The organism is Paenibacillus sp. WLX2291 (genome assembly GCF_046603665.1).
In the GTDB taxonomy this organism is placed as follows: domain Bacteria; phylum Bacillota; class Bacilli; order Paenibacillales; family Paenibacillaceae; genus Saccharibacillus.
Genome location: NZ_CP176755.1, coordinates 64816 through 89019 on the forward strand (window position 1 = coordinate 64816; position 24204 = coordinate 89019).

At 47.5% G+C, this 24204-nt stretch carries 15 protein-coding genes, 1 tRNA gene and 3 rRNA genes; 18 read left to right on the forward strand and 1 reads right to left on the reverse strand.

The annotated features are described in order from the left end of the window. Window positions 1-137: 137 nt before the first annotated feature. The 12 genes from ACDE64_RS00285 to rrf all read left to right on the forward strand — a co-directional run bounded on the left by ACDE64_RS00285 (window position 138) and on the right by rrf (window position 15152). Complete coding sequence (locus tag ACDE64_RS00285) at window positions 138-1943, forward strand: anthranilate synthase component I family protein (protein WP_411348623.1); 1806 nt, start codon at window positions 138-140, stop codon at window positions 1941-1943. Further along, window positions 1940-2527 carry an aminodeoxychorismate/anthranilate synthase component II gene (gene pabA, locus ACDE64_RS00290; RefSeq protein WP_367064466.1) on the forward strand — a complete coding sequence of 196 codons (588 nt, stop codon included), beginning with the start codon at window positions 1940-1942 and terminating at the stop codon, window positions 2525-2527. Before ACDE64_RS00285 ends, pabA begins: the two co-directional genes overlap by 4 nt. Continuing rightward, the gene (gene pabC / locus ACDE64_RS00295) at window positions 2524-3420 is read left to right on the forward strand and encodes an aminodeoxychorismate lyase (protein ID WP_411348624.1); all 897 of its coding nucleotides are present in this window, start codon (window positions 2524-2526) and stop codon (window positions 3418-3420) included. Before pabA ends, pabC begins: the two co-directional genes overlap by 4 nt. Further along, entirely contained in the window at window positions 3417-4256 is an 840-nt protein-coding gene (gene folP / locus ACDE64_RS00300; RefSeq protein WP_411348625.1) for a dihydropteroate synthase, read from the forward strand. The genes pabC and folP overlap by 4 nt, the downstream gene beginning before the upstream one ends. A 33-nt stretch (window positions 4257-4289) precedes the next feature. Beyond that, window positions 4290-4652, forward strand: coding sequence for a dihydroneopterin aldolase (gene folB, locus ACDE64_RS00305; protein WP_411348626.1), 363 nt, complete (start codon window positions 4290-4292; stop codon window positions 4650-4652). Window positions 4653-4662: 10 nt separating this feature from the next. Then, a complete protein-coding gene (gene folK / locus ACDE64_RS00310) occupies window positions 4663-5196 on the forward strand; it encodes a 2-amino-4-hydroxy-6-hydroxymethyldihydropteridine diphosphokinase (protein ID WP_411344595.1) in 534 nt (177 codons plus the stop codon). Window positions 5197-5332: 136 nt separating this feature from the next. Next, window positions 5333-6379, forward strand: a complete 1047-nt coding sequence (dusB, locus tag ACDE64_RS00315; RefSeq protein WP_411348627.1) for a tRNA dihydrouridine synthase DusB — start codon at window positions 5333-5335, stop codon at window positions 6377-6379. A gap of 420 nt (window positions 6380-6799) precedes the next feature. Beyond that, complete coding sequence (greA, locus tag ACDE64_RS00320) at window positions 6800-7276, forward strand: transcription elongation factor GreA (protein ID WP_411344597.1); 477 nt, start codon at window positions 6800-6802, stop codon at window positions 7274-7276. A gap of 238 nt (window positions 7277-7514) precedes the next feature. After that, window positions 7515-9053 carry a lysine--tRNA ligase gene (gene lysS / locus ACDE64_RS00325; protein ID WP_411344598.1) on the forward strand — a complete coding sequence of 513 codons (1539 nt, stop codon included), beginning with the start codon at window positions 7515-7517 and terminating at the stop codon, window positions 9051-9053. Window positions 9054-10220: 1167 nt separating this feature from the next. Further along, window positions 10221-11773, forward strand: a 16S ribosomal RNA gene (locus tag ACDE64_RS00330). A 273-nt stretch (window positions 11774-12046) separates the two neighbouring features. Beyond that, window positions 12047-14973: ribosomal RNA gene (locus ACDE64_RS00335) — 23S ribosomal RNA — on the forward strand. 62 nt (window positions 14974-15035) lie between these two features. Continuing rightward, window positions 15036-15152: ribosomal RNA gene (gene rrf, locus ACDE64_RS00340) — 5S ribosomal RNA — on the forward strand. Together the 16S, 23S and 5S rRNA genes form the textbook arrangement of a ribosomal RNA operon. 315 nt (window positions 15153-15467) lie before the next feature. On the opposite strand, the gene ACDE64_RS00345 is transcribed toward rrf, so the two are convergent. Next, window positions 15468-15938, reverse strand: a complete 471-nt coding sequence (locus tag ACDE64_RS00345) for a stalk domain-containing protein (protein WP_411348628.1) — start codon at window positions 15936-15938, stop codon at window positions 15468-15470. Between the two features lie 1283 nt (window positions 15939-17221). Here ACDE64_RS00345 and guaB point away from each other — a divergent pair. The 6 genes from guaB (at window position 17222) to ACDE64_RS00375 (ending at window position 24017) form a co-directional block, all read left to right on the forward strand. Then, window positions 17222-18679, forward strand: a complete 1458-nt coding sequence (gene guaB, locus ACDE64_RS00350) for an IMP dehydrogenase (protein ID WP_411344600.1) — start codon at window positions 17222-17224, stop codon at window positions 18677-18679. Between the two features lie 436 nt (window positions 18680-19115). Beyond that, window positions 19116-20456, forward strand: coding sequence for a D-alanyl-D-alanine carboxypeptidase family protein (locus ACDE64_RS00355; RefSeq protein ID WP_411346650.1), 1341 nt, complete (start codon window positions 19116-19118; stop codon window positions 20454-20456). 354 nt (window positions 20457-20810) lie between these two features. Then, window positions 20811-21692, forward strand: coding sequence for a pyridoxal 5'-phosphate synthase lyase subunit PdxS (pdxS, locus tag ACDE64_RS00360; protein ID WP_411344601.1), 882 nt, complete (start codon window positions 20811-20813; stop codon window positions 21690-21692). Between the two features lie 17 nt (window positions 21693-21709). After that, complete coding sequence (gene pdxT / locus ACDE64_RS00365; RefSeq protein WP_411348629.1) at window positions 21710-22294, forward strand: pyridoxal 5'-phosphate synthase glutaminase subunit PdxT; 585 nt, start codon at window positions 21710-21712, stop codon at window positions 22292-22294. Window positions 22295-22562: 268 nt separating this feature from the next. Continuing rightward, window positions 22563-23849, forward strand: a complete 1287-nt coding sequence (serS, locus tag ACDE64_RS00370; RefSeq protein ID WP_411348630.1) for a serine--tRNA ligase — start codon at window positions 22563-22565, stop codon at window positions 23847-23849. Window positions 23850-23928: 79 nt separating this feature from the next. After that, window positions 23929-24017: transfer RNA gene (locus ACDE64_RS00375), tRNA-Ser, on the forward strand. The last annotated feature ends 187 nt before the right edge of the window (window positions 24018-24204 follow it).

A 24204-nucleotide genomic window follows, 5' to 3' on the forward strand; every position in this document is an offset into this window, starting at 1 on the left:
CACTTGACGCGGAATGGAGGACTTTTTATATCTTCCTATGACTTCATCCGTTCTTTACCCGTCTTGCCCTTCTCAAGTCCGCCACGCTTTAGTATACTAACGACTAACTACAGATGATCAGCTTGGAGGAACTACGTTTGACCAGAGGATGTATATCGTTACAGCAATGGCAGGCATGGAGCGAAGAAGGCTACAACCAGCTGCCCTATATTTTGCGTGTTCCATTGTCGGAGCAGCTGCTGCCAGAGAGCTGGGAAGTGCTATGGAGTGAGCAGTTTCCTCATTCCGTCTTGCTGGAAAATGGCAAAAGCGGACGTTACAGCTATATTGGTGTACAGCCAGTAGAATATCTGAGCGGCGATCTGACGAAAGGGCAATCGGTGATATTGCAACAGGGCGACCAGGAAGAACGACAACGCAGTATATCTACAGCACTTGTAGAACCAGATAACGATGCAGCCTATACGCCAGCGCCAGATCAATTGACTGACGAAGGCAGTGAATATGCAGGCAAACCACTAGATGTTCTGCGACAATGGATGTCTCGTTATCACGCACCACGGGTGAAGGACGTGCCGCCGTTTACTGGTGGCATTGCCGGATTTCTCAGCTACGATGTAGCGCGCTCACTGGAACGTTTGCCCAATCGGTTATCCAATGAATTGGAATTGCCGGAATATGTATGGCTTCGCTTTGATCAAGTATGGGTCGTCGATCATCAGGAGCGGTTATTGTATTGCTGTGTGCATACTCCATTGTTACAAAAAGAAGATGCGCGTGCTGAATCTACTTCAGCGGTTGGCATGAACATCTCCGGTTCCACACATTCCAGCTCAACGGATACTACAGATTCAGAAGGGCAGCAGGATCAAACTCATGCTGCACATAACAGCAATGATGCCAGCTACACGTCAATCCATTTGGAACATGCGTATACAGAGGCAGCATCAGCCGCAGAGCAAATGGCAGCGCAGTGGCAACAATGGCTGGAGCAAGCGGCACATATTCAATCAGCGGCGTCTCGTCAATTCTTTCTGGAGCAGCATCCACCAGCAACAGCTGATTCGCGCACGGATGCGTACGGATTTACGACTGATTTTCAACAAGCGGAGTTTGAGCAGGCAGTTCGTGCCGTGCAGCATTATATCCGTCAGGGCGATGTATTTCAGGTGAATCTATCACTACGCAGCCAGCGCCAGATCAAGAGCACACCGGAAAGGATCTACGAATGGCTGCGTCTGACCAATCCGTCGCCATATATGGGCTTGCTTCGACTGCCGGGTTTCCAGCTCGTATCAGCTTCACCCGAGCTACTCGTGTCTGTGATCGACGGTTCTGTGTCTGCTCGTCCTATCGCCGGAACACGCCGCCGTGGCACAACAGAGCAGGAAGACCACGACATGGAGCAGGAGCTACTGCATACCGAAAAGGAACGCGCCGAGCATATTATGCTAGTCGATTTGCAGCGTAACGATCTGGGACGCATTGCTCGCTACGGCACCGTACGTGTACCAGAGCTGATGACGATTGAGCGCTATTCTCATGTGATGCATCTCGTCTCCGGTGTACAAGCAGAGCTGGCGGACAACAAAGATGTGTATGACGTGATCGCCGCTACATTTCCGGGTGGTACGATTACCGGCGCGCCCAAGATTCGCACGATGGAGATTATCGAAGAATTGGAACATACCCGTCGTGGCGCGTATACTGGCTCCATGGGCTGGATTGACTATAACGGCAATATGGAATTAAATATTATTATCCGAACATTAACCGTCCAAGATCGAATGACGTATATGCAAGCAGGAGCCGGAATCGTCATTGATTCGGAGCCTTATCGCGAATACCGTGAATGCTTTAATAAATCAAGAGCGCTGGCACGAGCGGTCATGCTGAGTGAACAGTATGATCAAGCCAAGCAACAAGAGGAGGATATATCATGATACTTGTAATTGATAACTATGATTCCTTTACGTACAATCTGGTGCAATATCTGGGCGAGCTAGGCGAAGAGGTTGTCGTTCGCCGTAACGATGAGATCGACATGGAAGGCATTCGTGCACTGGCACCGGATCATATACTGCTGTCGCCGGGACCGTGTACACCGAATGAAGCGGGCGTCACGATTGATGTCATCCAAACGTTCAAAGGCGAGATTCCCATCTTTGGCGTCTGTCTCGGTCATCAGGCAATTGGTCAGGCATTTGGCGGTAATGTGATCCGTGCAGAGCGTCTGATGCATGGCAAGACGTCTCCTATTTTGCATGAATCCCATTCTGTTTTCGAGAATCTGCCGTCCCCGTTCACCGCTACTCGTTACCACTCCCTGATCGTTGAGCGCGAAAGTCTGCCAGATTGTCTGGAGATTACCGCCGAGACAGCGGAAGGCGAGATCATGGGTCTGCGTCATAAGGAATATCAGGTGGAGGGCGTACAATTCCATCCAGAATCCATCGTAACCGATCATGGTCATACCATTCTGCGCAACTTCCTCAGCCGCAAAGTGGACAAGCCTGCCAGCGTATGAATAACGTCAGTATAAATGGTGTGATTACACCGACAGAGCAAGCCGTGGTTTCCGTCATGGATCACGGCTTCTTGTATGGAATGGGGCTGTTTGAGACGTTCCGTACGTATCGCGGACGTCCTTTTTTATTGGACAAGCATATGCGGCGTCTGCAAGCAGGTTGTCAGTCGTTAGGCATTCAGTGGAATGAGACAGCTGACCAGGTGTGCCAGCAGATTGCTGAGTTGATGCAGGCAAATCAGCTAGCAGAAGCGTATATCCGCTACACTGTCTCCGCAGGCGAGGACATTCTCGGTTTGCCATCCGGTCCTTATACACAGCCGACTATCGTCATCTACGCCAAGCCACTGCCGCCAGCTCTACAGGGCAATACACAAGAACGATTATCCGGCAAAAGCAAAGCATTGCGTCGCTTGCACACCGTTCGCAACACACCCGAAGGCGATATTCGGTTCAAATCGCTGCATTACATGAACAGCATTCTCGGCAAACGTGAACTATCGCTGTACAACGACCAACCCTCTACCTCCGTCGAAGGCTTGATGCTAACCGCAGAGGGACATCTGGCAGAAGGCATCGTCAGCAATTTGTTTTTCGTACAGGATGATTGTCTGTACACCCCTTCGGTCGATACTGGCATTTTGCCCGGCATTACGCGCAGCTATATTATGAAGCTGGCAGAGAAACTGGAATTGCCAGTGGAAAAGGGGCTGTATAACTGGCAGCAATTGCAGCGCGCCGACGAGATTTTTATGACCAATTCTATTCAAGAGCTGGTGCCAATCAACGTGCTGCTAGACGATGATCATGAGATCCCTGTATCCGGCGGACAACCGGGACGGTGGACGACAGCTTTATATGAAGCTTATGAAAAGGAGGCTTGCCAACCGTGAAGCAGCCTGTACGATATACCCGCCAATACGATTTTGGCGCTGCCAGTCTTACACTGGATCAGACGACCAAGATTATGGGCATTTTGAATATTACACCGGATTCCTTTTCCGATGGTGGCAGTTATACATTAGTCGACACTGCCCTGCGTCATGCTATGCAGATGGCAGAAGAAGGAGCAGATATAATCGACATCGGCGGCGAATCAACTCGTCCCGGTCACGATCCGGTATCGGCTCAAGAGGAGCTGGATCGCGTACTGCCTGTTATTGCCGCACTGCATCGTGAATTACCGCAGCTCACCTTATCAATCGATACGTACAAAGCTGAAGTCGCGCGTCAGTCACTGCAAGCCGGCGCCCATATCGTCAATGACGTCTGGGGCGGCCTGGCGGATGAGCAGATGTTTGCCGTTGTCGCAGAAGCGGGTTGCCCGTATATTCTTATGCATAATCGGTACGATATGGATTATACCGATGTAGCAGCTGACGTTTATCGTGATTTGCAGCAGCGGATTGATCTGGCGCTGCAAGCAGGTATTGACGCTAACCATATCATTCTTGATCCCGGCATCGGTTTTGCCAAACATGCACAACATAATTTGGAGCTGATGCGCCGTTTGGATGAGCTGCATGTGCTGAAGTATCCTCTGTTGTTAGGCACATCTCGTAAACGATTTATCCGTTCCGTGCTGGACGCACCTGCGAACGATGTAGTTGAAGGCACAACAGCCACAACTGCTTTTGGCATTGCGCAGGGCTGCCAGGTTATTCGCGTGCACGATGTACGCGCCAACAAGAAAATGGCAATGATGTGTGATGCCATGCTGCAATCCTGATTTCTCCCTACTATCTTCAAGGAGCTGAGCGTTATGGACAAAATGATACTGACCCGAATGGAATACTACGGCTACCACGGCGTATTTGAAGAAGAACGCAAGCTCGGTCAACGCTTCTATGTCGATCTCGAACTAGAGCTTGATCTGTCCCGCGCCGGTCAAACCGATGATCTGAACACAACGATCAATTACGCCGAGATTCATGAAAAGGTCAAAGACGTTGTCGAACAACAATCATTCCAACTGATCGAAGCACTCGCAGAATGTATTGCATCCACTTTGCTGGATGCTTATACTGGTGTACATGCACTGACCGTTGGAGTGACCAAGCCGCACCCGCCGTTTGATATTCATTTTCAGGGCGTGACCGTACAGCTGCGGCGTACACGAAAGTGAGCGTATGCAAGTGAGTAACCCATCATCTTCCTCTGATCACTCAGAGGCTTATATTGCTTTAGGCGCCAATCTTGGCGAACGTGAGCAGACATTGCATGAAGCGATTCAACGATTGCATCAGCATGATCATATCGACGTGCTGCGCTGTTCCGGTATTTACGAAACTGCGCCAGTTGGCTATGTGGATCAGCCTGCTTTTTACAATATGGTGATCGCCGTCCGCACTACTCTACAGCCGGAACAACTGCTGGATATCATGCTGGACATCGAGAACATACTCGGTCGTGTACGCGATATCCGCTGGGGTCCACGTACCGTTGATCTGGATTTGCTATGGATGAAAAACGTATCGCTGAATACGGAACGATTGCAATTGCCGCATCCACGTATGTATGAGCGAGCTTTTGTACTGGTGCCGTTGCAAGAGATTGTACAGTCAGAGCAGACACCGCAACTAGCAGAAGATATTGCCTCTGCGCTGCACCTTATTCAAGAGCAGCAGCAGGATATCCGCTACGTGCACGCCTATAACGCTGCCCTTTAGTTCAAATTTGTAATATATAATGTAGAAAATAGCAGCGAATACTTGTTTAGATCTACCACAAGCGTCGCTTCCGTCGCTTAGTCTATACACCGTGTCGTCCCGTTTAGCGCTGCCAGTAAAAGGAGTGACTCATCCGATGCTAACAATCGGTGATATTCAATTAAAAAATCGCGTCGTCCTTGCCCCGATGGCAGGCGTCTGCAACCCGGCGTTTCGTCTGATCGCCAAAGAGTTCGGCACCGGTCTCGTATGTGCCGAGATGGTCAGCGACAAAGCCATCCTACACGGCAACAAACGTACCCACGACATGCTATTCGTCGACGAGCGCGAGAAGCCGATGAGCTTGCAAATTTTCGGTGGTGACCGTCATTCCCTCGTCGAAGCCGCCAAAGTCGTCGATCAGGATAGCAATGCCGACATTATCGACATCAACATGGGCTGCCCAGCACCCAAAATCAACAAAATCGACGCTGGTGCACGCTGGCTACTTGATCCGAACAAGATCAACGAAATGGTGGCCGCTGTCGTCGCCAACGTCAGCAAGCCCGTCACTGTCAAAATGCGCATCGGCTGGGATCACGATCATATTTACGTAATCGACAACGCCAAAGCCGTTGAAGCCGCAGGTGGCAAAGCGATCAGTTTGCACGCTCGTACCCGCCAGCAGCTATACACCGGTCAGGCAGACTGGTCCTACATCAAGCAGGCAAAAGAAGCTGTGTCCATTCCCGTCATTGGTAACGGCGATGTCATGACACCCGAAGACGCCAAGCGCATGTTGGATACAACCGGCTGCGACGGCGTGATGATCGGTCGCGGTGCACTCGGCAACCCATGGATGCTGTATCGTACCGTTGAATATCTCAAAACCGGTGAACTGCTACCCGACCCAACAGCGGATGAGAAGGTTCGTATTGCCATCCTGCATATGGATCGTCTCATCAATCTCAAAGGTGAACAGGTAGCGATGAGAGAGATGCGCAAGCATCTGTCCTGGTATTTAAAAGGGCTGAAAGGCTCTGCCAAAATCAAAGATTCCATCATGGAAGAAACAAAGCGCGATGAGATGGTACGCATCCTGCACAACTTCCTTGAGAATCAGCCCAGTCTGGCAGGCTCTGCTGCTGACTACGAAGCCGTTCCGTTTGTACAGGTACAATGCGCAACCCCAGCTTCAGTCTGAGTAGTAGCAACGATTATATATGTATCACCCAAAGCGGACTTTGTTATACGACGAAGTCTGCTTTTTCATGTATCATGTGAATGAATCCATATGGAGTCCATCAGATCAAGAGAACAGGAGGCATTCAGAGCTTACGCTGCGTATAACTACACATTTTCTACTATCAAGTTCAACTGTCATCATACTTGCCAATTCAAATAAGTACATGCACAACAATAGACATCGAATCATACCGTTTATTTGCTTTACAGAAGGCAGTTTTTTGTCGGTTTTTGGGTTCTTCCGGCGGGGTCTGCCTTTTTGTTGACATTTCATTTTCATTCCAATATACTTTTGCAGTATAAATTTGCCTGAGTTAATGGTTGGATTTGATATAGCGAGTGGTTGAAAATTATTCACACGACAGGAGAATTGGTTAAGATGAGCGATAAAGAAGTCATTTTGACACAGGACGGTCTAAAGAAGCTGGAAGACGAACTCGAAAACCTCAAATCGGTCAAACGCCGTGAGGTAGCGGAACGGATCAAGATCGCCATCGGATACGGCGATATCAGTGAGAACTCCGAATATGAAGATGCCAAGAACGAACAGGCATTCATCGAAGGACGTATCATTACACTGGAGAAAATGCTGCGTAACGCACGGATTATTAACAGTGATGAGATTGATACAGATGCGGTGAGCATTGGTGCAACCGTTATCGTACAAGATCTGGAGTTTGGCGATACGATGGAATATACCATTGTAGGTAGTGCCGAATCCGATCCTTCTCAGAACAAAATCTCCAACGAAAGCCCGGTTGGTAAAGCAATCCTTGGCAAAAAGCAGGGAATCGTCGTAGACGTGAACGTACCTGCCGGCGTCATCCAGTACAAAATTTTGGAAATCAAAAAATAATAATGGTGCACACACCATGATCCATTCGTAAAAAGCTTCCCCCAGGGGAGCTTTTTTCTTGAAATCTGACTGAAATTCATGAAAATATCCCGTTTTACGGATTTCAGTTTCAGGTCAAATCAAGTAAACTATACCTATGTGCGTATATCGCCGACAACGATAAGGATCGTTTTGGATTGTACAAGCGGTTGATAATCAAATTGCAAAAGCTATTTATTGAAGGAGTTGAATTTCAGCGATGTCTGATGAAACATTGAATCCCGGTCAGAACGAAGAGACCGTTATGAGCGAAAGCGAATTGAACGAAATGCTACAGTTGCGCCGGGCGAAGCTGGATGAACTACGCGGACTGGGTATCGACCCATTCGGTAAAAAGTACGTTCGCACAACCAATGCAGCCGAAGTGGTGCATACCTACGATACACTGACCAAAGAAGAGCTGGAAGAAAAAGCAGTAACCGTAAGTCTGGCAGGTCGCATCATGACCAAACGCGGCATGGGTAAAGCCAGCTTTGCACATATTCAGGATCTAAGCGGACGCATCCAAATCTACGTACGCAAAGATACCGTAGCCGAAGCACAATACGAAGCATTCAGCATTCTGGATCTAGGCGATATCGTCGGTGTCAAAGGAACAGTCTTTAAAACCAAAACCGGCGAGATGTCCATTAAAGTCAAAGAACTGGAAGTACTGACCAAATCCCTGCTGCCATTGCCGGACAAATACCACGGCATCAAAGACGTAGAGCTGCGTTACCGTCAGCGCTATGTCGACCTGATCGTGAACCCGGAAGTGCAGCATACCTTTATCACGCGTTCCCGTATTATTCAGTCGATGCGCCGTTACCTGGATTCGCTCGGCTATCTGGAAGTGGAAACGCCAACGTTGCACAGCATCGCTGGTGGCGCGGCAGCCAAGCCGTTTATCACCCATCATAATGCGCTGGATATGCAGTTATACATGCGCATCGCGATTGAGCTGCATCTGAAACGCCTGATCGTCGGCGGTTTGGAGAAAGTATACGAGATCGGACGCGTATACCGTAACGAGGGAATCTCCACCCGTCACAATCCAGAATTTACTATGATCGAGTTGTATGAAGCATATGCCGATTACAAAGACATCATGAGCCTGACCGAAAATCTCGTTGCTCATATTGCTCAGGAAGTACTGGGCAGCACCGTCATCAACTATCAAGGTCAAGAAGTCGACCTGACTCCACAATGGCGCCGTGTATCCATGGTCGATGCCGTCAAAGAAGTCAAAGGCGTAGACTTCGGCGTGCATATGAGCAATGAAGAAGCACAAGCACTTGCCAAAGAACATGGTGTAAAAGTCGAGCCACATATGACATTCGGTCATATTTTGAATGCTTTCTTTGAAGACTTCGTAGAAGAAACACTGATCCAGCCGACATTTATTACCGGACATCCGGTAGAAATTTCCCCACTGGCGAAGAAGAACGAAGAAGATCCACGCTTCACGGATCGCTTTGAACTGTTTATCGTTGCGCGTGAACACGCCAACGCATTTACCGAGCTGAACGATCCAATCGACCAGCGTCAGCGCTTTGAGGCGCAGCTGCAAGAAAAAGAACAAGGCAACGATGAAGCTCATGAGATGGACGAAGACTTCCTGCGTGCATTGGAATACGGTATGCCACCAACCGGCGGACTCGGCATCGGTGTCGACCGCTTGATCATGCTGCTTACGAATGCTGCATCGATCCGCGACGTTCTGCTGTTCCCACACATGCGCAACCAGTCCGGAGAATAAGCATCTCAATTGAGGCTTAACACAGCATAGAGGCCATGACGCTTACCATAAATGCCATATCACTTAGCATGTATGCCAAGAGTTATGGATATTATGAATTGAGCTCTATGTCACTCACAAATTAAGCTCTATGTCACTCATAAATCGAGCTCTATACCACTCACAGATTAAACGTGATGCTACTCATAGAGTCACCTATGATCATGACAGTATATGATCCACAAAACGCCCTAACGGAAAAAGGACATGACCCATCGTCATAACCACCGTCGACTCGACTAGGCGCTCAACAAGTAAGCTTCAAGTTGTCATAGCTTCCTGAACTTTAAGTAGTCATAGCTCTATGAAGTAGACAACAAAAACATGTACGTTTCCAATGGTCACAGTCTCATCAAGTAGACAACAAAAAAGTACATTCAAAAACGGCTACTCCCCAAAGTTCTTTGGAGGAGTAGCCGTTTCGTTTGTTTTACAAACATTCCTCGTTGTAATTCATCAGATAATGGCTCTTTTGTACTTCACTTCTTCTATACTACTGCTTCTCTATCATAAATCCCTACCATCGAGTGCTATCATCAAGCAGTCATCTCAACCCTACCCCATCGATGGTGTATAGCTATACCCATTTGCGATCAAATTACAAGTAAAACTAAGTAATCTTCCCAAAGCAAACCATAACTGTTCCATATAAAGCTCATATACTATGTATGACTCCAAATTAACTTTGAAAAGATAAAAACAATTACAGCAATGATTTCTTCATATTGAATAGACGACACTACAATCTAAAACAATAAAATCAGTACCGATTAAATTTACCTTTCACCCGATAAATAAAATTTATAAAAAAGCTTGTTTACTTCTAAAGTATGTGGTATTCTATAAATCTAGCGCGGTCAAGTACACTTGTCGTTGCGGGTTATCACCTGAATATGAGCTTCTATGTCATTCAGCTCCCATCAAACGGACTGAAAACAACTTCAAAAAAAGTTGTTGACAGTAAGCTAGCGAGGTGGTAAGATATAAGAGTTGCTGCGAGAGACAATGCAGTACACGAAAGAGCTTGATCTTTGAAAACTGAACAACGAGTGAGTGAAGAACTTATATTCTTCAAACAATAGAGAACAGCAATGTTCTCGCCAGCAAGAATTGAGCAAGTCAAACACTTTTATGGAGAGTTTGATCCTGGCTCAGGACGAACGCTGGCGGCGTGCCTAATACATGCAAGTCGAGCGGAATCGATGAGAAGCTTGCTTCTTTGAGATTTAGCGGCGGACGGGTGAGTAACACGTAGGCAACCTGCCCTTTAGCCTGGGATAACTACCGGAAACGGTAGCTAATACCGGATACGTTCGATGTCCGCATGGACGACGAACGAAAGACGGAGCAATCTGTCACTGAAGGATGGGCCTGCGGCGCATTAGCTAGTTGGTGGGGTAACGGCTCACCAAGGCGACGATGCGTAGCCGACCTGAGAGGGTGATCGGCCACACTGGGACTGAGACACGGCCCAGACTCCTACGGGAGGCAGCAGTAGGGAATCTTCCGCAATGGGCGAAAGCCTGACGGAGCAACGCCGCGTGAGTGATGAAGGTTTTCGGATCGTAAAGCTCTGTTGCCAGGGAAGAACGTTTTCTAGAGTAACTGCTAGAGAAGTGACGGTACCTGAGAAGAAAGCCCCGGCTAACTACGTGCCAGCAGCCGCGGTAATACGTAGGGGGCAAGCGTTGTCCGGAATTATTGGGCGTAAAGCGCGCGCAGGCGGTCATGTAAGTCTGGTGTTTAATCCCGAAGCTCAACTTCGGGTCGCATCGGAAACTGGGTGACTTGAGTGCAGAAGAGGAGAGTGGAATTCCACGTGTAGCGGTGAAATGCGTAGAGATGTGGAGGAACACCAGTGGCGAAGGCGACTCTCTGGGCTGTAACTGACGCTGAGGCGCGAAAGCGTGGGGAGCAAACAGGATTAGATACCCTGGTAGTCCACGCCGTAAACGATGAATGCTAGGTGTTAGGGGTTTCGATACCCTTGGTGCCGAAGTTAACACATTAAGCATTCCGCCTGGGGAGTACGGTCGCAAGACTGAAACTCAAAGGAATTGACGGGGACCCGCACAAGCAGTGGAGTATGTGGTTTAATTCGAAGCAACGCGAAGAACCTTACCAGGTCTTGACATCGGAATGACCGGTACAGAGATGTACCTTTTCTTCGGAACATTCCAGACAGGTGGTGCATGGTTGTCGTCAGCTCGTGTCGTGAGATGTTGGGTTAAGTCCCGCAACGAGCGCAACCCTTATGCTTAGTTGCCAGCACATCATGGTGGGCACTCTAAGCAGACTGCCGGTGACAAACCGGAGGAAGGTGGGGATGACGTCAAATCATCATGCCCCTTATGACCTGGGCTACACACGTACTACAATGGCCGGTACAACGGGAGGCGAAGCCGCGAGGTGGAGCGAATCCTAAAAAGCCGGTCTCAGTTCGGATTGCAGGCTGCAACTCGCCTGCATGAAGTCGGAATTGCTAGTAATCGCGGATCAGCATGCCGCGGTGAATACGTTCCCGGGTCTTGTACACACCGCCCGTCACACCACGAGAGTTTGCAACACCCGAAGTCGGTGGGGTAACCGCAAGGAGCCAGCCGCCGAAGGTGGGGTAGATGATTGGGGTGAAGTCGTAACAAGGTAGCCGTATCGGAAGGTGCGGCTGGATCACCTCCTTTCTATGGAGAATCGTCTTCTGCAACGAAGACATTCAAATACGAAGCGAAATGCTTCAACCCCTCTTCGCAAGAAGAGGACAAGCCGGTCGGCTTGGAACTCACTCGTTGTCAGTTTTGAAAGAGCAACCACTCTTTCAAGTTGATCCTTGAAAACTGGATACCGAAACGAAACATCGCGTTTTAGAAGACTGTTCTTACTGGACACTGTGTAAACAGGATCGGTAACGAAGAGTAATGAATAGGTTCTTCTTTTCATAAGAAGACCACCAACTAGGTTAAGCTAGTAAGAGCACACGGTGGATGCCTAGGCGCTAGGAGCCGACGAAGGACGTGGCGAACAACGATAAGGCCTCGGGGAGCTGTAAGCAAGCTTTGATCCGGGGATGTCCGAATGGGGAAACCTCACTGGATTCATCTCCAGTGACTCACATCTGAATACATAGGATGTGCAGAGGCAGACGAGGGGAACTGAAACATCTAAGTACCCTCAGGAAGAGAAAACAAGAGTGATTCCGTCAGTAGCGGCGAGCGAACGCGGAACAGCCTAAACCAAGAAGCTTGCTTCTTGGGGTTGTGGGACGTCTCTTTGGAGTGACAAAGGAATATGGTAGATGAAGAGGTCTGGAACGGCCCGCCGTAGAAGGTGAAAGCCCTGTAGTTGAAAGCATATTCCCTCCGAGACGGATCCCGAGTAGTGCGGGGCACGTGAAACCCCGTATGAATCTGCCAGGACCATCTGGTAAGGCTAAATACTCCCTAGCGACCGATAGTGAAGCAGTACCGTGAGGGAAAGGTGAAAAGGACCCCGGAAGGGGAGTGAAATAGAACCTGAAACCGTGTGCTTACAAGAAGTCAGAGCCCGTTTTAGGGGTGATGGCGTGCCTTTTGTAGAATGAACCGGCGAGTTACGTTCCCGTGCAAGGTTAAGGTGAGAAGCCGGAGCCGCAGCGAAAGCGAGTCTGAATAGGGCGACTGTAGTACGTGGACGTAGACCCGAAACCGGGTGATCTACCCCTGTCCAGGATGAAGGTACGGTAACACGTACTGGAGGTCCGAACCCACGCACGTTGAAAAGTGCGGGGATGAGGTGGGGGTAGCGGAGAAATTCCAATCGAACCCGGAGATAGCTGGTTCTCCCCGAAATAGCTTTAGGGCTAGCCTCGGAAGATGAGTCGCGGAGGTAGAGCACTGATTGGATGCGGGGCCCGCAAGGGTTACCAAGTTCAGTCAAACTCCGAATGCCGCAGACTTTATTCCGGGAGTCAGACAGTGGGTGCTAAGGTCCATTGTCGAAAGGGAAACAGCCCAGACCATCAGCTAAGGTCCCGAAGTGTGTGTTAAGTGGGAAAGGATGTGGAGTTGCCCAGACAACCAGGATGTTGGCTTAGAAGCAGCCACCATTGAAAGAGTGCGTAATAGCTCACTGGTCGAGTGACTCTGCGCCGAAAATGTAACGGGGCTAAACACACCACCGAAGCTATGGCTTGATGCATCGCATCAGGGGTAGGGGAGCGTTGAATGAGGATTGAAGGTGTACCGCAAGGAGCGCTGGACATCATTCAAGTGAGAATGCCGGTATGAGTAACGAAAAGATCAGTGAGAATCTGATCCGCCGAAAACCTAAGGGTTCCTGAGGAAGGCTCGTCCTCTCAGGGTAAGTCGGGACCTAAGGCGAGGCCGAAAGGCGTAGTCGACGGACAACAGGTTGAAATTCCTGTACCACCGAAAGCCGCTATGAGCAACGGGGTGACGCAGGAGGGTAGTGACGCAGGCTGATGGATGCCTGTCTAAGCAGTGAGACTTGTGTGTAGGTAAATCCGCACACTCCAAGGTCAAGCTGTGATGGGGAGCGAAATGTACAGTAGCGAAGGTCATGATCTCACACTGCCAAGAAAAGCCTCTAGCCAGGAAGCAGGTGCCCGTACCGTAAACCGACACAGGTAGGTGAGAAGAGAATTCTAAGGCGCGCGGAAGAACTCTCGTTAAGGAACTCGGCAAAATGACCCCGTAACTTCGGGAGAAGGGGTGCCCCGGTAGTGTGAATAGCACGAGGGGGCCGCAGTGAAAAGGCCCAAGCGACTGTTTAGCAAAAACACAGGTCTGTGCGAAGCCGCAAGGCGAAGTATACGGGCTGACGCCTGCCCGGTGCTGGAAGGTTAAGGGGAGTGGTTAGTCTTCGGGCGAAGCTATGAACCGAAGCCCCAGTAAACGGCGGCCGTAACTATAACGGTCCTAAGGTAGCGAAATTCCTTGTCAGGTAAATTCTGACCCGCACGAATGGCGTAACGATTTGGGCGCTGTCTCAACGAGAGATCCGGTGAAATTTTAATACCTGTGAAGATGCAGGTTACCCGCGACAAGACGGAAAGACCCCATGGAGCTTTACTGCAGCTTGATATTGAACTGGGGTGCGATTTGTACAGGATAGGTGGGAGCCTAGGAAGAGGGAGCGCAAGCTTCCTTGGAGGCGCCGTTGGGATACCACCCTGATCGCATCTGAGTTCTAACCTAGTACCGTGATCCGGTACGGGGACCGTGTCAGGTGGGCAGTTTGACTGGGGCGGTCGCCTCCTAAAATGTAACGGAGGCGCCCTAAGGTTCCCTCAGAATGGTTGGAAATCATTCGAAGAGTGCAAAGGCAAAAGGGAGCTTGACTGCGAGACCTACACGTCGAGCAGGGACGAAAGTCGGGCTTAGTGATCCGGTGGTACCGCATGGAAGGGCCATCGCTCAACGGATAAAAGCTACCCTGGGGATAACAGGCTTATCTCCCCCAAGAGTCCACATCGACGGGGAGGTTTGGCACCTCGATGTCGGCTCATCGCATCCTGGGGCTGAAGTAGGTCCCAAGGGTTGGGCTGTTCGCCCATTAAAGCGGTACGCGAGCTGGGTTCAGAACGTCGTGAGACAGTTCGGTCCCTATCTGTCGTGGGCGTAGGAAATTTGAGAGGAGCTGTCCTTAGTACGAGAGGACCGGGATGGACGCACCGCTGGTGTACCAGTTGTTCCGCCAGGAGCATCGCTGGGTAGCTACGTGCGGACGGGATAAGCGCTGAAAGCATCTAAGCGTGAAGCCCCCCTCAAGATGAGATTTCCCAAGTTAGTAAGACCCCTTGAAGACGACGAGGTTGATAGGTTGGGGGTGGAAGTGCAGCAATGCATGGAGCTGACCAATACTAATCGGTCGAGGGCTTATCCAAGATTCTAGACACGCGATGAATCGTTTCGGATTCAGTTTTCAGGTGATGAACACATCTGCACGTTTGGTGATGATGGCGGAGGGGTTCCACACGTACCCATCCCGAACACGACCGTTAAGCCCTCCAGCGCCGATGGTACTTGGACCGCAGGGTCCTGGGAGAGTAGGACGTTGCCAAGCGAAATAGCAAGACAGAGAAGAAAGACGTTGTCCCACGGGATGACGTCTTTTTTGTTGTCTCGTACTTGGGGGGGATCTATTGTAGGTGAGTATGATTGTTATATAACAGAGCGGAGTAGTACATAATAAGCAGTAGCTTTGAACCAGTTCGACATAAATTGTAAATCAAATAAAACAGACCGATATCCGTTATTAGACGAAGTATCGGTCTGTTTGACTGGATGATTTTCATTATGATTCGATAGAATCGATACGATGTGCTTAGAGTATACTTATATACCTTGATTGAAGGAGTGAAATGTTAATGGAATGATGTCAGTAACTAGTACTGGTATTACTATACGTATTGCTTGTTGCGCTATCAGATGTATCATTACCAATAGCAGACGTATCTGTTGCAGGATCATACGAATTATCAGTACTGCTAATGCCAGTACTATCAGAGCTGCTCGTTGTACTGTCACTTGTGCTACTAGCTCCATACGTATTGCCAGTTGCTGTTGTGAATTGAATAGTACCACTTGTAGGGTTGTATTTTACATCTGCACCAAGCAAGTCGGCTGTAGCGCGTACCGGAAGATACGTAGTTCCATCATATGTGAGTGGTGTAACTTTGGTGCCGTCTGACGATTTGAGAGTCGCTGCACTACCATCGACCTCAACTTTTACTTGGTCGTTTAAGTAGGCTGTAACCTTTTCTAAATTTGTGGCAGCCAGGGCACCTGTACCTGTTCCTACCAGTAAAGCAGATCCAATCAGCAAAGAGGTAATTCCTTTTTTCATCATTAATCTCCTTTCGATGTGTAAGATGGTTTGACTACCATAATAACCATTCTGATTTGATTTATCCAGTTTTTCTGGTAAAGATTTGGGATTTTTTTGGTTGTTGAATAGCTTGAGTGCAGTCATAGCTTAGGATGAGCAAAGGTTAATTTTTTGAATTTTTTTGTGTTACTTTGAGTGATTTGTAGAATATTTGAAGTAAGAAGTAAGAAGTAAGAAGTAAGAAGTAAGAAGCAAGAAGCAAGAAGCAAGAAGCAAGAAGCAAGAAGTGGTGGGTGGAGTATTGAGTATTGACGTTTACGAATAGCGATCTATGTTACTTAGGAATTATATTCTCATGAGTTAAAACCCGTGGTACTAGTTAATATAAAATACCTATTATTTCATAACAAATAAATCGAACTAATTTAGAAACTGAATCTATTACATGAAACTAAGAACCAATTAGAAACTAAACCTATGCTTAGCATTCTTAAGCATGAAATAAACAGATCGTCAGGTTTTTCCTTCTCTTTTGTTGTACATTTCATGAATGATACGGTTATTGAAATCAACTAGCACTACGAGTAAGTTGAAATATATGATTTGTAATGAGCATAAGTAAAGATGTTTTGAGCAAAAGTTGAGCTTTATGATGAGTGAATATGAAAGCGCAGAGTAATTTAAAGTTAATGAACAACAAAAGAGAATGATTGAGAAATAATGTTAGATTAATAATCAATACTGGGTCTGAGCTTGGGTCTGAACGTTTGGCAGGGGAAACAGTTCAACTGGGTTTCTGAGAGAGGGTTATTCAACAGGTATGTTTGACTTGAATAATCATGCACATATATTAATCATTATACGAATGCTTGTCTTTTTGCTATGTTTACATGCCTTATTTGCAAAACGACTAGATAAAATACAACGATAGCCGATAAATAGGATGAAAGTGTTCTTTATTCCTGTTTTGTCCTTAGAGAGAGGACAGGCGTATGCAAGGGGAAGGCAAATTTTTGTTGTCTGGATTACTTCATGTGATTCTGTTGTAACGTTCTTGACAGCCTATAACCCCTTTGCTAAGATGGCAATAATATATTTTCAGAAACTTATTTTCAAGGTCGTTTTTCCTTGATTATCGGGGCTTTTAATACAATGAGTCGCTTATAAATATTCGCTTTTAAGAAGATGCCGTGAGTGTCGGAAATGATCGGATGGCAGTTTGATTTTTCCCGTTTGGGACAGCGGATTGAAACGGATGAGTTTGTAAGCCAGATTTCAAAACAGATTAAGGGAGGAACATCTTCGTGTGGGAAACAAAGTTTGCTAAAGAGGGACTGACATTTGACGATGTGTTGTTAGTGCCGCGTAAATCCGAAGTATTGCCGAAGGAAGTAGATGTATCGACTGTATTGAGCAACAATGTAAAGCTGAATGTACCTTTGATCAGCGCAGGTATGGATACGGTAACGGAAGCGGCAATGGCTATCGCTATGGCGCGTGAAGGCGGTATCGGTATTATTCATAAAAATATGTCTCTGGAGCAACAAGCAGAAGAAGTGGATCGTGTCAAACGTTCCGAAAGTGGTGTTATTACGAACCCATTCTCGCTGACTCCAGACAAAATGGTATCCGATGCAGAGGCTGTGATGGCGAAATATCGCATTTCTGGCGTACCTGTAGTGGACGAGCATCATAAACTGGTTGGTATTATTACGAACCGCGATTTGCGCTTTATTCACGACTTTAACATCCCAATCAGTGATGTGATGACTAGCGAAAATCTGGTGACCGCTCCTGTAGGTACAACACTGCAAGAAGCTGAAGGCATTTTGCAAAAACACAAAATCGAAAAATTGCCATTGGTGGATGAGAACAATATCCTCAAAGGCTTGATCACGATCAAAGATATCGAAAAAGCGATTCAGTTCCCGAATGCAGCAAAAGATCCACAAGGTCGTCTGCTTGTTGGTGCTGCTATTGGCGTATCGCAAGATTCGTTTGCACGTGCTGAAGCACTCGTTAACGCAGGTGTTGATCTGCTGGTTGTCGATTCTGCACACGGTCATCATATTAACATTTTGGATGCTGTTCGTAAGCTGCGTAGCATGTTCCCTGAGCTGACTATTATTGCAGGTAACGTAGCAACCGGTGAAGCTACACGCGATCTTATTCAAGCTGGTGCTTCTATCGTGAAAGTCGGTATCGGTCCAGGCTCCATCTGTACCACCCGCGTTATCGCTGGTATCGGTGTACCGCAAATTACCGCTATCTACGATTGCGCGACTGTAGCTCGTGAATATGGCGTACCGATCATCGCTGATGGCGGTATCAAATATTCCGGTGAAATTACGAAAGCTCTGGCAGCAGGCGCTTCTGCGGTTATGCTGGGCAGTATGTTTGCAGGTACAGAAGAAAGCCCGGGCGAATCGGAAATCTATCAAGGTCGTCGTTTCAAAGTGTATCGCGGTATGGGTTCTATGGCTGCCATGAAACAAGGCAGTAAAGATCGTTATTTCCAAGATGACGATAAGAAACTTGTTCCCGAAGGTATTGAAGGACGTGTAGCTTACAAAGGTCCTTTGTCCGAGACTATTCATCAGTTGATCGGCGGTCTGCGTTCCGGTATGGGTTATTGTGGTACAGGTAATCTGGATGAGCTGCGCAATGATACGCAATTCATTCGTATCACTGGTGCAGGTCTACGCGAAAGCCATCCGCACGATATTCAAATTACAAAAGAAGCACCTAACTACTCGCTGTAATAGGTCGCTGTCAGATAATATCATAAATAACTGCTCGAAATGAATGATCTAACTATATACTTCTGACCGCATATAGTAATGTTCCACATGTAACAATTCATAAACAGGGTGTATAGCGAATTGAAGTTGAATTGCGATCATCTATGTGTATGAAACTTCTATTCGGTTGTTAGTTAATTTGCAGTTGACGTTTGAACAAGCCTGTGATTTTGCGCAGGCTTGTCTTTTTTTGCATGCTACCATGTGCTAAAATGAGAAAGTCATTGTAATATCAGGCTTTTTTCGCATTCGTTTGGAACTACATAATGCCGCGTATTGCATGAAATAACATAAGTGAAGACTTGAGGGGAGCATTAATACATTGGAACGCAAGTGGTTAACGCAAAAAGGAAAGAAGTCGAAACGTCAACTTATTAAAAAGAGTGTAGCATCGCTGATGCTTGTAAATATGCTTTGTTTATCCACGATTATTCCAACCGCAGCTATGGCGGCATCTTCCAGCAGTACATCCACATCCACTGATCAAAAGTCGACTGAAGCGACATCGACCAGCAGTAAGTCTATTCCATCAGTTGATTCACTTGGTTTGCAAGTGAAATCAGCGATTCTGATGGAAGCATCCACAGGTAAAATTTTACTTTCTATTAATAGCGATGAAGCTTTGCCGCCGGCAAGTATGTCAAAAATGATGACCGAATACATCGTTTCCGATTATGTGAAACAAGGTAAGATCAAATGGGATGATCAAGTTACTGTATCGGCTAATGCTGCTGCACAAATCGGTTCGCGCGTGTTCTTAGCGGAAGGCGATAAGCATACTGTATTGGATCTATACAAAGCAATGGCGATTGGTTCTGCCAACGATGCTACGGTAGCATTGGCAGAGTATATTGCTAATGGATCAGAAAAAGATTTTGTGAAAATCATGAATGAGAAAGCAAAAGAGTTTGGTATGAAAACCGCATACTTTGCTAACTCGACTGGTCTCAGTATTGCTGACATGCCGCAAGCAACACGTCCAGATTCGGATCAAGAAACAATCATGTCTGCGATGGATACTGCCATTTTGGCGCGTCATATTGTAGAAGATCATCCGGATTTTAATGAAGTAACAAGTATCCAATCGTTTAAATTTCGCTCTACAGATAAAGACCCAGTTGTAAACTGGAACTGGATGTTGGAATCTAATTCATCTATCACCAATTTTAAAGCATATGCTTATCCAGGTCTGGATGGTTTGAAGACCGGACACACAAGTGCAGCGAAACAATGTTTTACTGGTACCGCTGAACGTAATGGCATGCGTTTGATTAGTGTTGTCATGGGGGCAGAGACAGAAGCCGAACGCTTCATTCAAACGAAGAAAGTACTGGACTACGGTTTTGATAACTTTGAAGTTAAACAAATTGTAGGTGCGAAATCGGCAGTATCTGGTCTGGCTAGTATTCCGGTTGTCAAAGGTGCTGCAACTGAAGTACCAGTTGTAACTGAGTCTGCTGTAAATGTTGTCGTTCCGAAAGGGACAAACCCGCAAAACGTAACCTATACAGTAGCTCAAGCTGATGAAACAGCACGTACAGCTCCGATCGAAGCAGGAAAAGCACTAGGAACGATCACGTATACGTACAAAAACGACAGCATCCCACAGGATCAGGTGACAACAGTTAATCTGATTGCATCCGAGCCAGTGGAAAAAGGCGGCTGGTTGCGCATGTTCTTCCGCTCCATCGGTGATTTGTTCGGCGATTTGTTCAACTCTGTTAAAAACTTGTTCTAACAGTAAAATAGGTGCAAATGATTACGTTTCTATGATTGTATATGTGTATCCATACGCGATCATATCCAGCAAATTCATTCACTAAAAGCGAATCATCTTCTATATGTAATCACATCCTCGTCTACACCATGTACCCGCCAGGCTTAGCCTGGCGGTCATACTGTCATATACGTGAATATTCTATTGTATAATGCATAGGTGTCATGTAAAATTATGAGTTAGATTCTGTCCTCTGTTTGCTTGAATAATAGGGCAACAGCGGCATATTGGGCCGTGAGCAGAACCACATTTTACAGTAATCTCCATCATCATAGAAATTAGGGGATTTACCGAAAGAATTCAGGAGGCATGGACATGGAAACTGGTACATCGAGAGTCAAAAGAGGTATGGCGGAAATGCAAAAAGGCGGCGTCATCATGGACGTCATGAATGCAGAGCAAGCGAAAGTTGCTGAAGCAGCCGGTGCAACGGCGGTTATGGCTCTGGAGCGCGTGCCTTCTGATATTCGTGCAGCTGGTGGCGTAGCCCGTATGGCTGACCCGACGATTGTTGAGGAAGTGATGAAAGTCGTTTCCATCCCGGTTATGGCAAAAGCCCGTATCGGTCACTATGTAGAAGCAAAAGTACTGGAATCCCTCGGTGTAGACTATCTGGATGAGAGTGAAGTTCTGACACCTGCGGATGAAGTTTTCCATATCAATAAAAGTGAATTCACTGTACCGTTCGTATGTGGCGCCAAAGACCTTGGTGAAGCATTACGTCGGATCGGTGAAGGTGCAGCAATGATCCGTACCAAAGGCGAGCCGGGAACTGGTAATATCGTAGAAGCGGTACGTCATATGCGCCTGATTAACAGCCAGATTCGCAAAGTACAAAGCATGTCTACAGACGAATTGTACGCTGAAGCGAAAATTCTGGGTGTATCGTACGAACTGCTGTTGGGCGTACACGAAAATGGTAAATTGCCAGTTGTTAACTTTGCCGCAGGCGGTGTAGCTACACCTGCTGATGCAGCTCTGATGATGCATCTGGGCGCAGACGGTGTGTTTGTAGGTTCTGGTATTTTCAAATCGGAAAGTCCAGAGAAATTCGCACGTGCGATTGTGGAAGCAACAACGCACTACACGGACTACAAACTGATCGCTGAAGTATCCAAAAATCTGGGTGCGCCAATGAAAGGTATCGAAATCTCCAAATTGACTGCGGACGAGCGCATGCAGGATCGCGGCTGGTAAGAAAGAAGGATGAATCCATGAAGATCGGTGTACTGGCACTGCAAGGTGCCGTAGCAGAGCATATTCGCAGTCTGAAGCTTGCCGGAGCGGAAGCGGTTATTGTGAAACGAGTAGACGAGCTGGATGAACTGGACGGATTGGTCATTCCGGGTGGCGAAAGTACCACGATTGGCAAGCTGATGCGCAAGTATGATTTTATCGATGCGCTGCAACAGTTTTCCGCTCAGGGCAAGCCGTTGTTCGGTACATGCGCAGGTCTGATCGTACTGGCGGAGCGTATTGCCGGGCAGGAAGAGGCACATCTGTCGCTGATGGATATGACGGTATGCCGCAATGCATTTGGACGGCAAAAAGAAAGCTTTGAAACCGATCTGGATGTCACAGGTATTGATGAGCCGATTCGTGCAGTGTTTATCCGCGCGCCGTTGATCGAACAGGTGGGCGAAGGTGTAGATGTACTGTCCGTCTACAAGGACGAGATTGTCACGGCACGTCAGGGGCATCTGCTGGCTTGTTCGTTCCATCCTGAGCTGACCGATGATTATCGACTGCATCAGTATTTTGTAGATATGGTCAAGGAATCACTGGCAGCGCGTGCGTAACCCGAGATGACTTATCTATCGTATGAGCTTGTCGTTCAACCGTAGTAATAATGATTGAAATATAGACCTTAACTCTTGGCAGCTTCCGTGAGCGAGTATATTGTCTTTCGGAGTGCGGCAAGTTCTCGCTTGCCCGGTACAGTGCCTGGCTTGACGAAAATAGACGATCTGGTTGGAAATGACCAATAGCGCGTCTGATTCGTCAGCTGGTCTGTCGGCGACTAAGAGAGCTGAGAGTTAAGGTTATTTTTATAAGGAGGGGTTCTTAATGTTGGATGTCAAAATCTTGCGTAATGATTATGAGAGCGTAGCCCAAGCACTGGAAAATCGCAACAAATCTCTGGATTTGATCGCTGCTTTCCCTGAGCTGGATGCGAAACGCCGCGAGCTGCTGCAAGAAACCGAGCAATTGAAAAACCGCCGTAATACGGTATCTGGTGAGGTAGCGCAGCGCAAAAAGAATAAAGAAGATGCTGAAGAACTCATTCTGGAGATGCGTCAGGTATCAGATCGCATCAAAGCGTTGGATGAGGAAATTCGTACGCTGGAAACAGAAATCGATGCGCTGACACTGGCGATTCCGAATTTGCCAGACAGCAGTGTACCGATTGGTGCTTCTGAGGAAGACAATGTGGAAATTCGCCGCAATGGTGAACCGCGCGAGTTCTCCTTTACACCGAAAGCACACTGGGATATCGCGCAGGAGCTGGGTATTCTGGACTTTGAAGCAGGCGCCAAAGTAACAGGTTCACGCTTTACCTTTTACAAAGGTTTGGGTGCGCGTCTGGAACGTGCGCTGATTAACTTTATGATGGATGTACACAGTAGCGATCACGGGTATGAAGAGATTCTGCCGCCGTATATCGTGAACCGCGACAGTCTGGTCGGTACAGGTCAATTGCCGAAGTTTGAAGAGGATCTGTTCAAGCTGACCGATACAGATTATTATCTGATCCCGACAGCAGAAGTACCGGTAACGAACTACCATCGCGAAGAGATTCTGTCGAAGGAAGATCTGCCGAAGCACTATGTAGCCTATAGCTCTTGTTTCCGTTCCGAAGCAGGTGCTGCTGGTCGCGATACACGCGGTCTGATTCGTCAGCATCAATTTAACAAAGTCGAGCTGATCAAGCTGGTCGAGCCAGAAACGTCCTACGAAGAGCTGGAGAAAATGACAGCCAATGCAGAACGTATTCTGCAACTGCTCGGTCTGCCGTATCGTGTACTGGCATTGTGCACAGGCGATATGGGCTTTAGCGCAGCGAAAACATACGATCTGGAAGTATGGTTACCGGAAAGCGATATGTACCGTGAGATCTCCTCTTGTTCCAATGTTGAGGACTTCCAGGCGCGCCGTGCCAGCATCCGTTATCGCAAAGATAACAAGAGCAAGCCGGAATTTGTGCATACACTGAACGGATCTGGTCTAGCAGTCGGTCGTACGGTGGCTGCAATTCTGGAAAATTATCAGCAGGAAGATGGTAGTGTCATTGTACCGGAAGCACTGCGTCCCTATATGCGCGGAGTCGAGGTTATCGGTAAACAAGAAAAATAAATATTGTACTGCTATCGCAGATATGATATATTAATTATGTTGTGCAATATTCAATCGAATATTGTATAACATAATGTTTGGAGAGGTACCGAAGCGGTCATAACGGGGCGGTCTTGAAAACCGTTAGGGGGCAACTCCACGTGGGTTCGAATCCCACCCTCTCCGCCATATATTTTCGATCCAAGTCGTTCCGAAAGGGACGGCTTTTTTGTTGCATCCATATATGGTTACAGTAAGATAGGTCCGTATTGAAGTACATCCATATTCAAGAAAATTTGCTGCTTGATCGGTTTCTTATAGGAGATGAAGGGAATTTATGTAATAATAACAATATAAATATATTGCTAATTGACAA

Bases quoted from the DNA above. Each gene is read 5' to 3' on its own strand.
- pabA (WP_367064466.1), top strand. From the start codon at position 1,940: ATGATACTTGTAATTGATAACTATGATTCCTTTACGTACAATCTGGTG.
- pabC (WP_411348624.1), top strand. From the start codon at position 2,524: ATGAATAACGTCAGTATAAATGGTGTGATTACACCGACAGAGCAAGCC.
- folB (WP_411348626.1), top strand. From the start codon at position 4,290: ATGGACAAAATGATACTGACCCGAATGGAATACTACGGCTACCACGGC.
- dusB (WP_411348627.1), top strand. From the start codon at position 5,333: ATGCTAACAATCGGTGATATTCAATTAAAAAATCGCGTCGTCCTTGCC.
- greA (WP_411344597.1), top strand. From the start codon at position 6,800: ATGAGCGATAAAGAAGTCATTTTGACACAGGACGGTCTAAAGAAGCTG.
- lysS (WP_411344598.1), top strand. From the start codon at position 7,515: ATGTCTGATGAAACATTGAATCCCGGTCAGAACGAAGAGACCGTTATG.
- ACDE64_RS00345 (WP_411348628.1), bottom strand. From the start codon at position 15,938: ATGATGAAAAAAGGAATTACCTCTTTGCTGATTGGATCTGCTTTACTG.
- ACDE64_RS00355 (WP_411346650.1), top strand. From the start codon at position 19,116: ATGCTTGTAAATATGCTTTGTTTATCCACGATTATTCCAACCGCAGCT.
- pdxS (WP_411344601.1), top strand. From the start codon at position 20,811: ATGGAAACTGGTACATCGAGAGTCAAAAGAGGTATGGCGGAAATGCAA.
- pdxT (WP_411348629.1), top strand. From the start codon at position 21,710: ATGAAGATCGGTGTACTGGCACTGCAAGGTGCCGTAGCAGAGCATATT.
- serS (WP_411348630.1), top strand. From the start codon at position 22,563: ATGTTGGATGTCAAAATCTTGCGTAATGATTATGAGAGCGTAGCCCAA.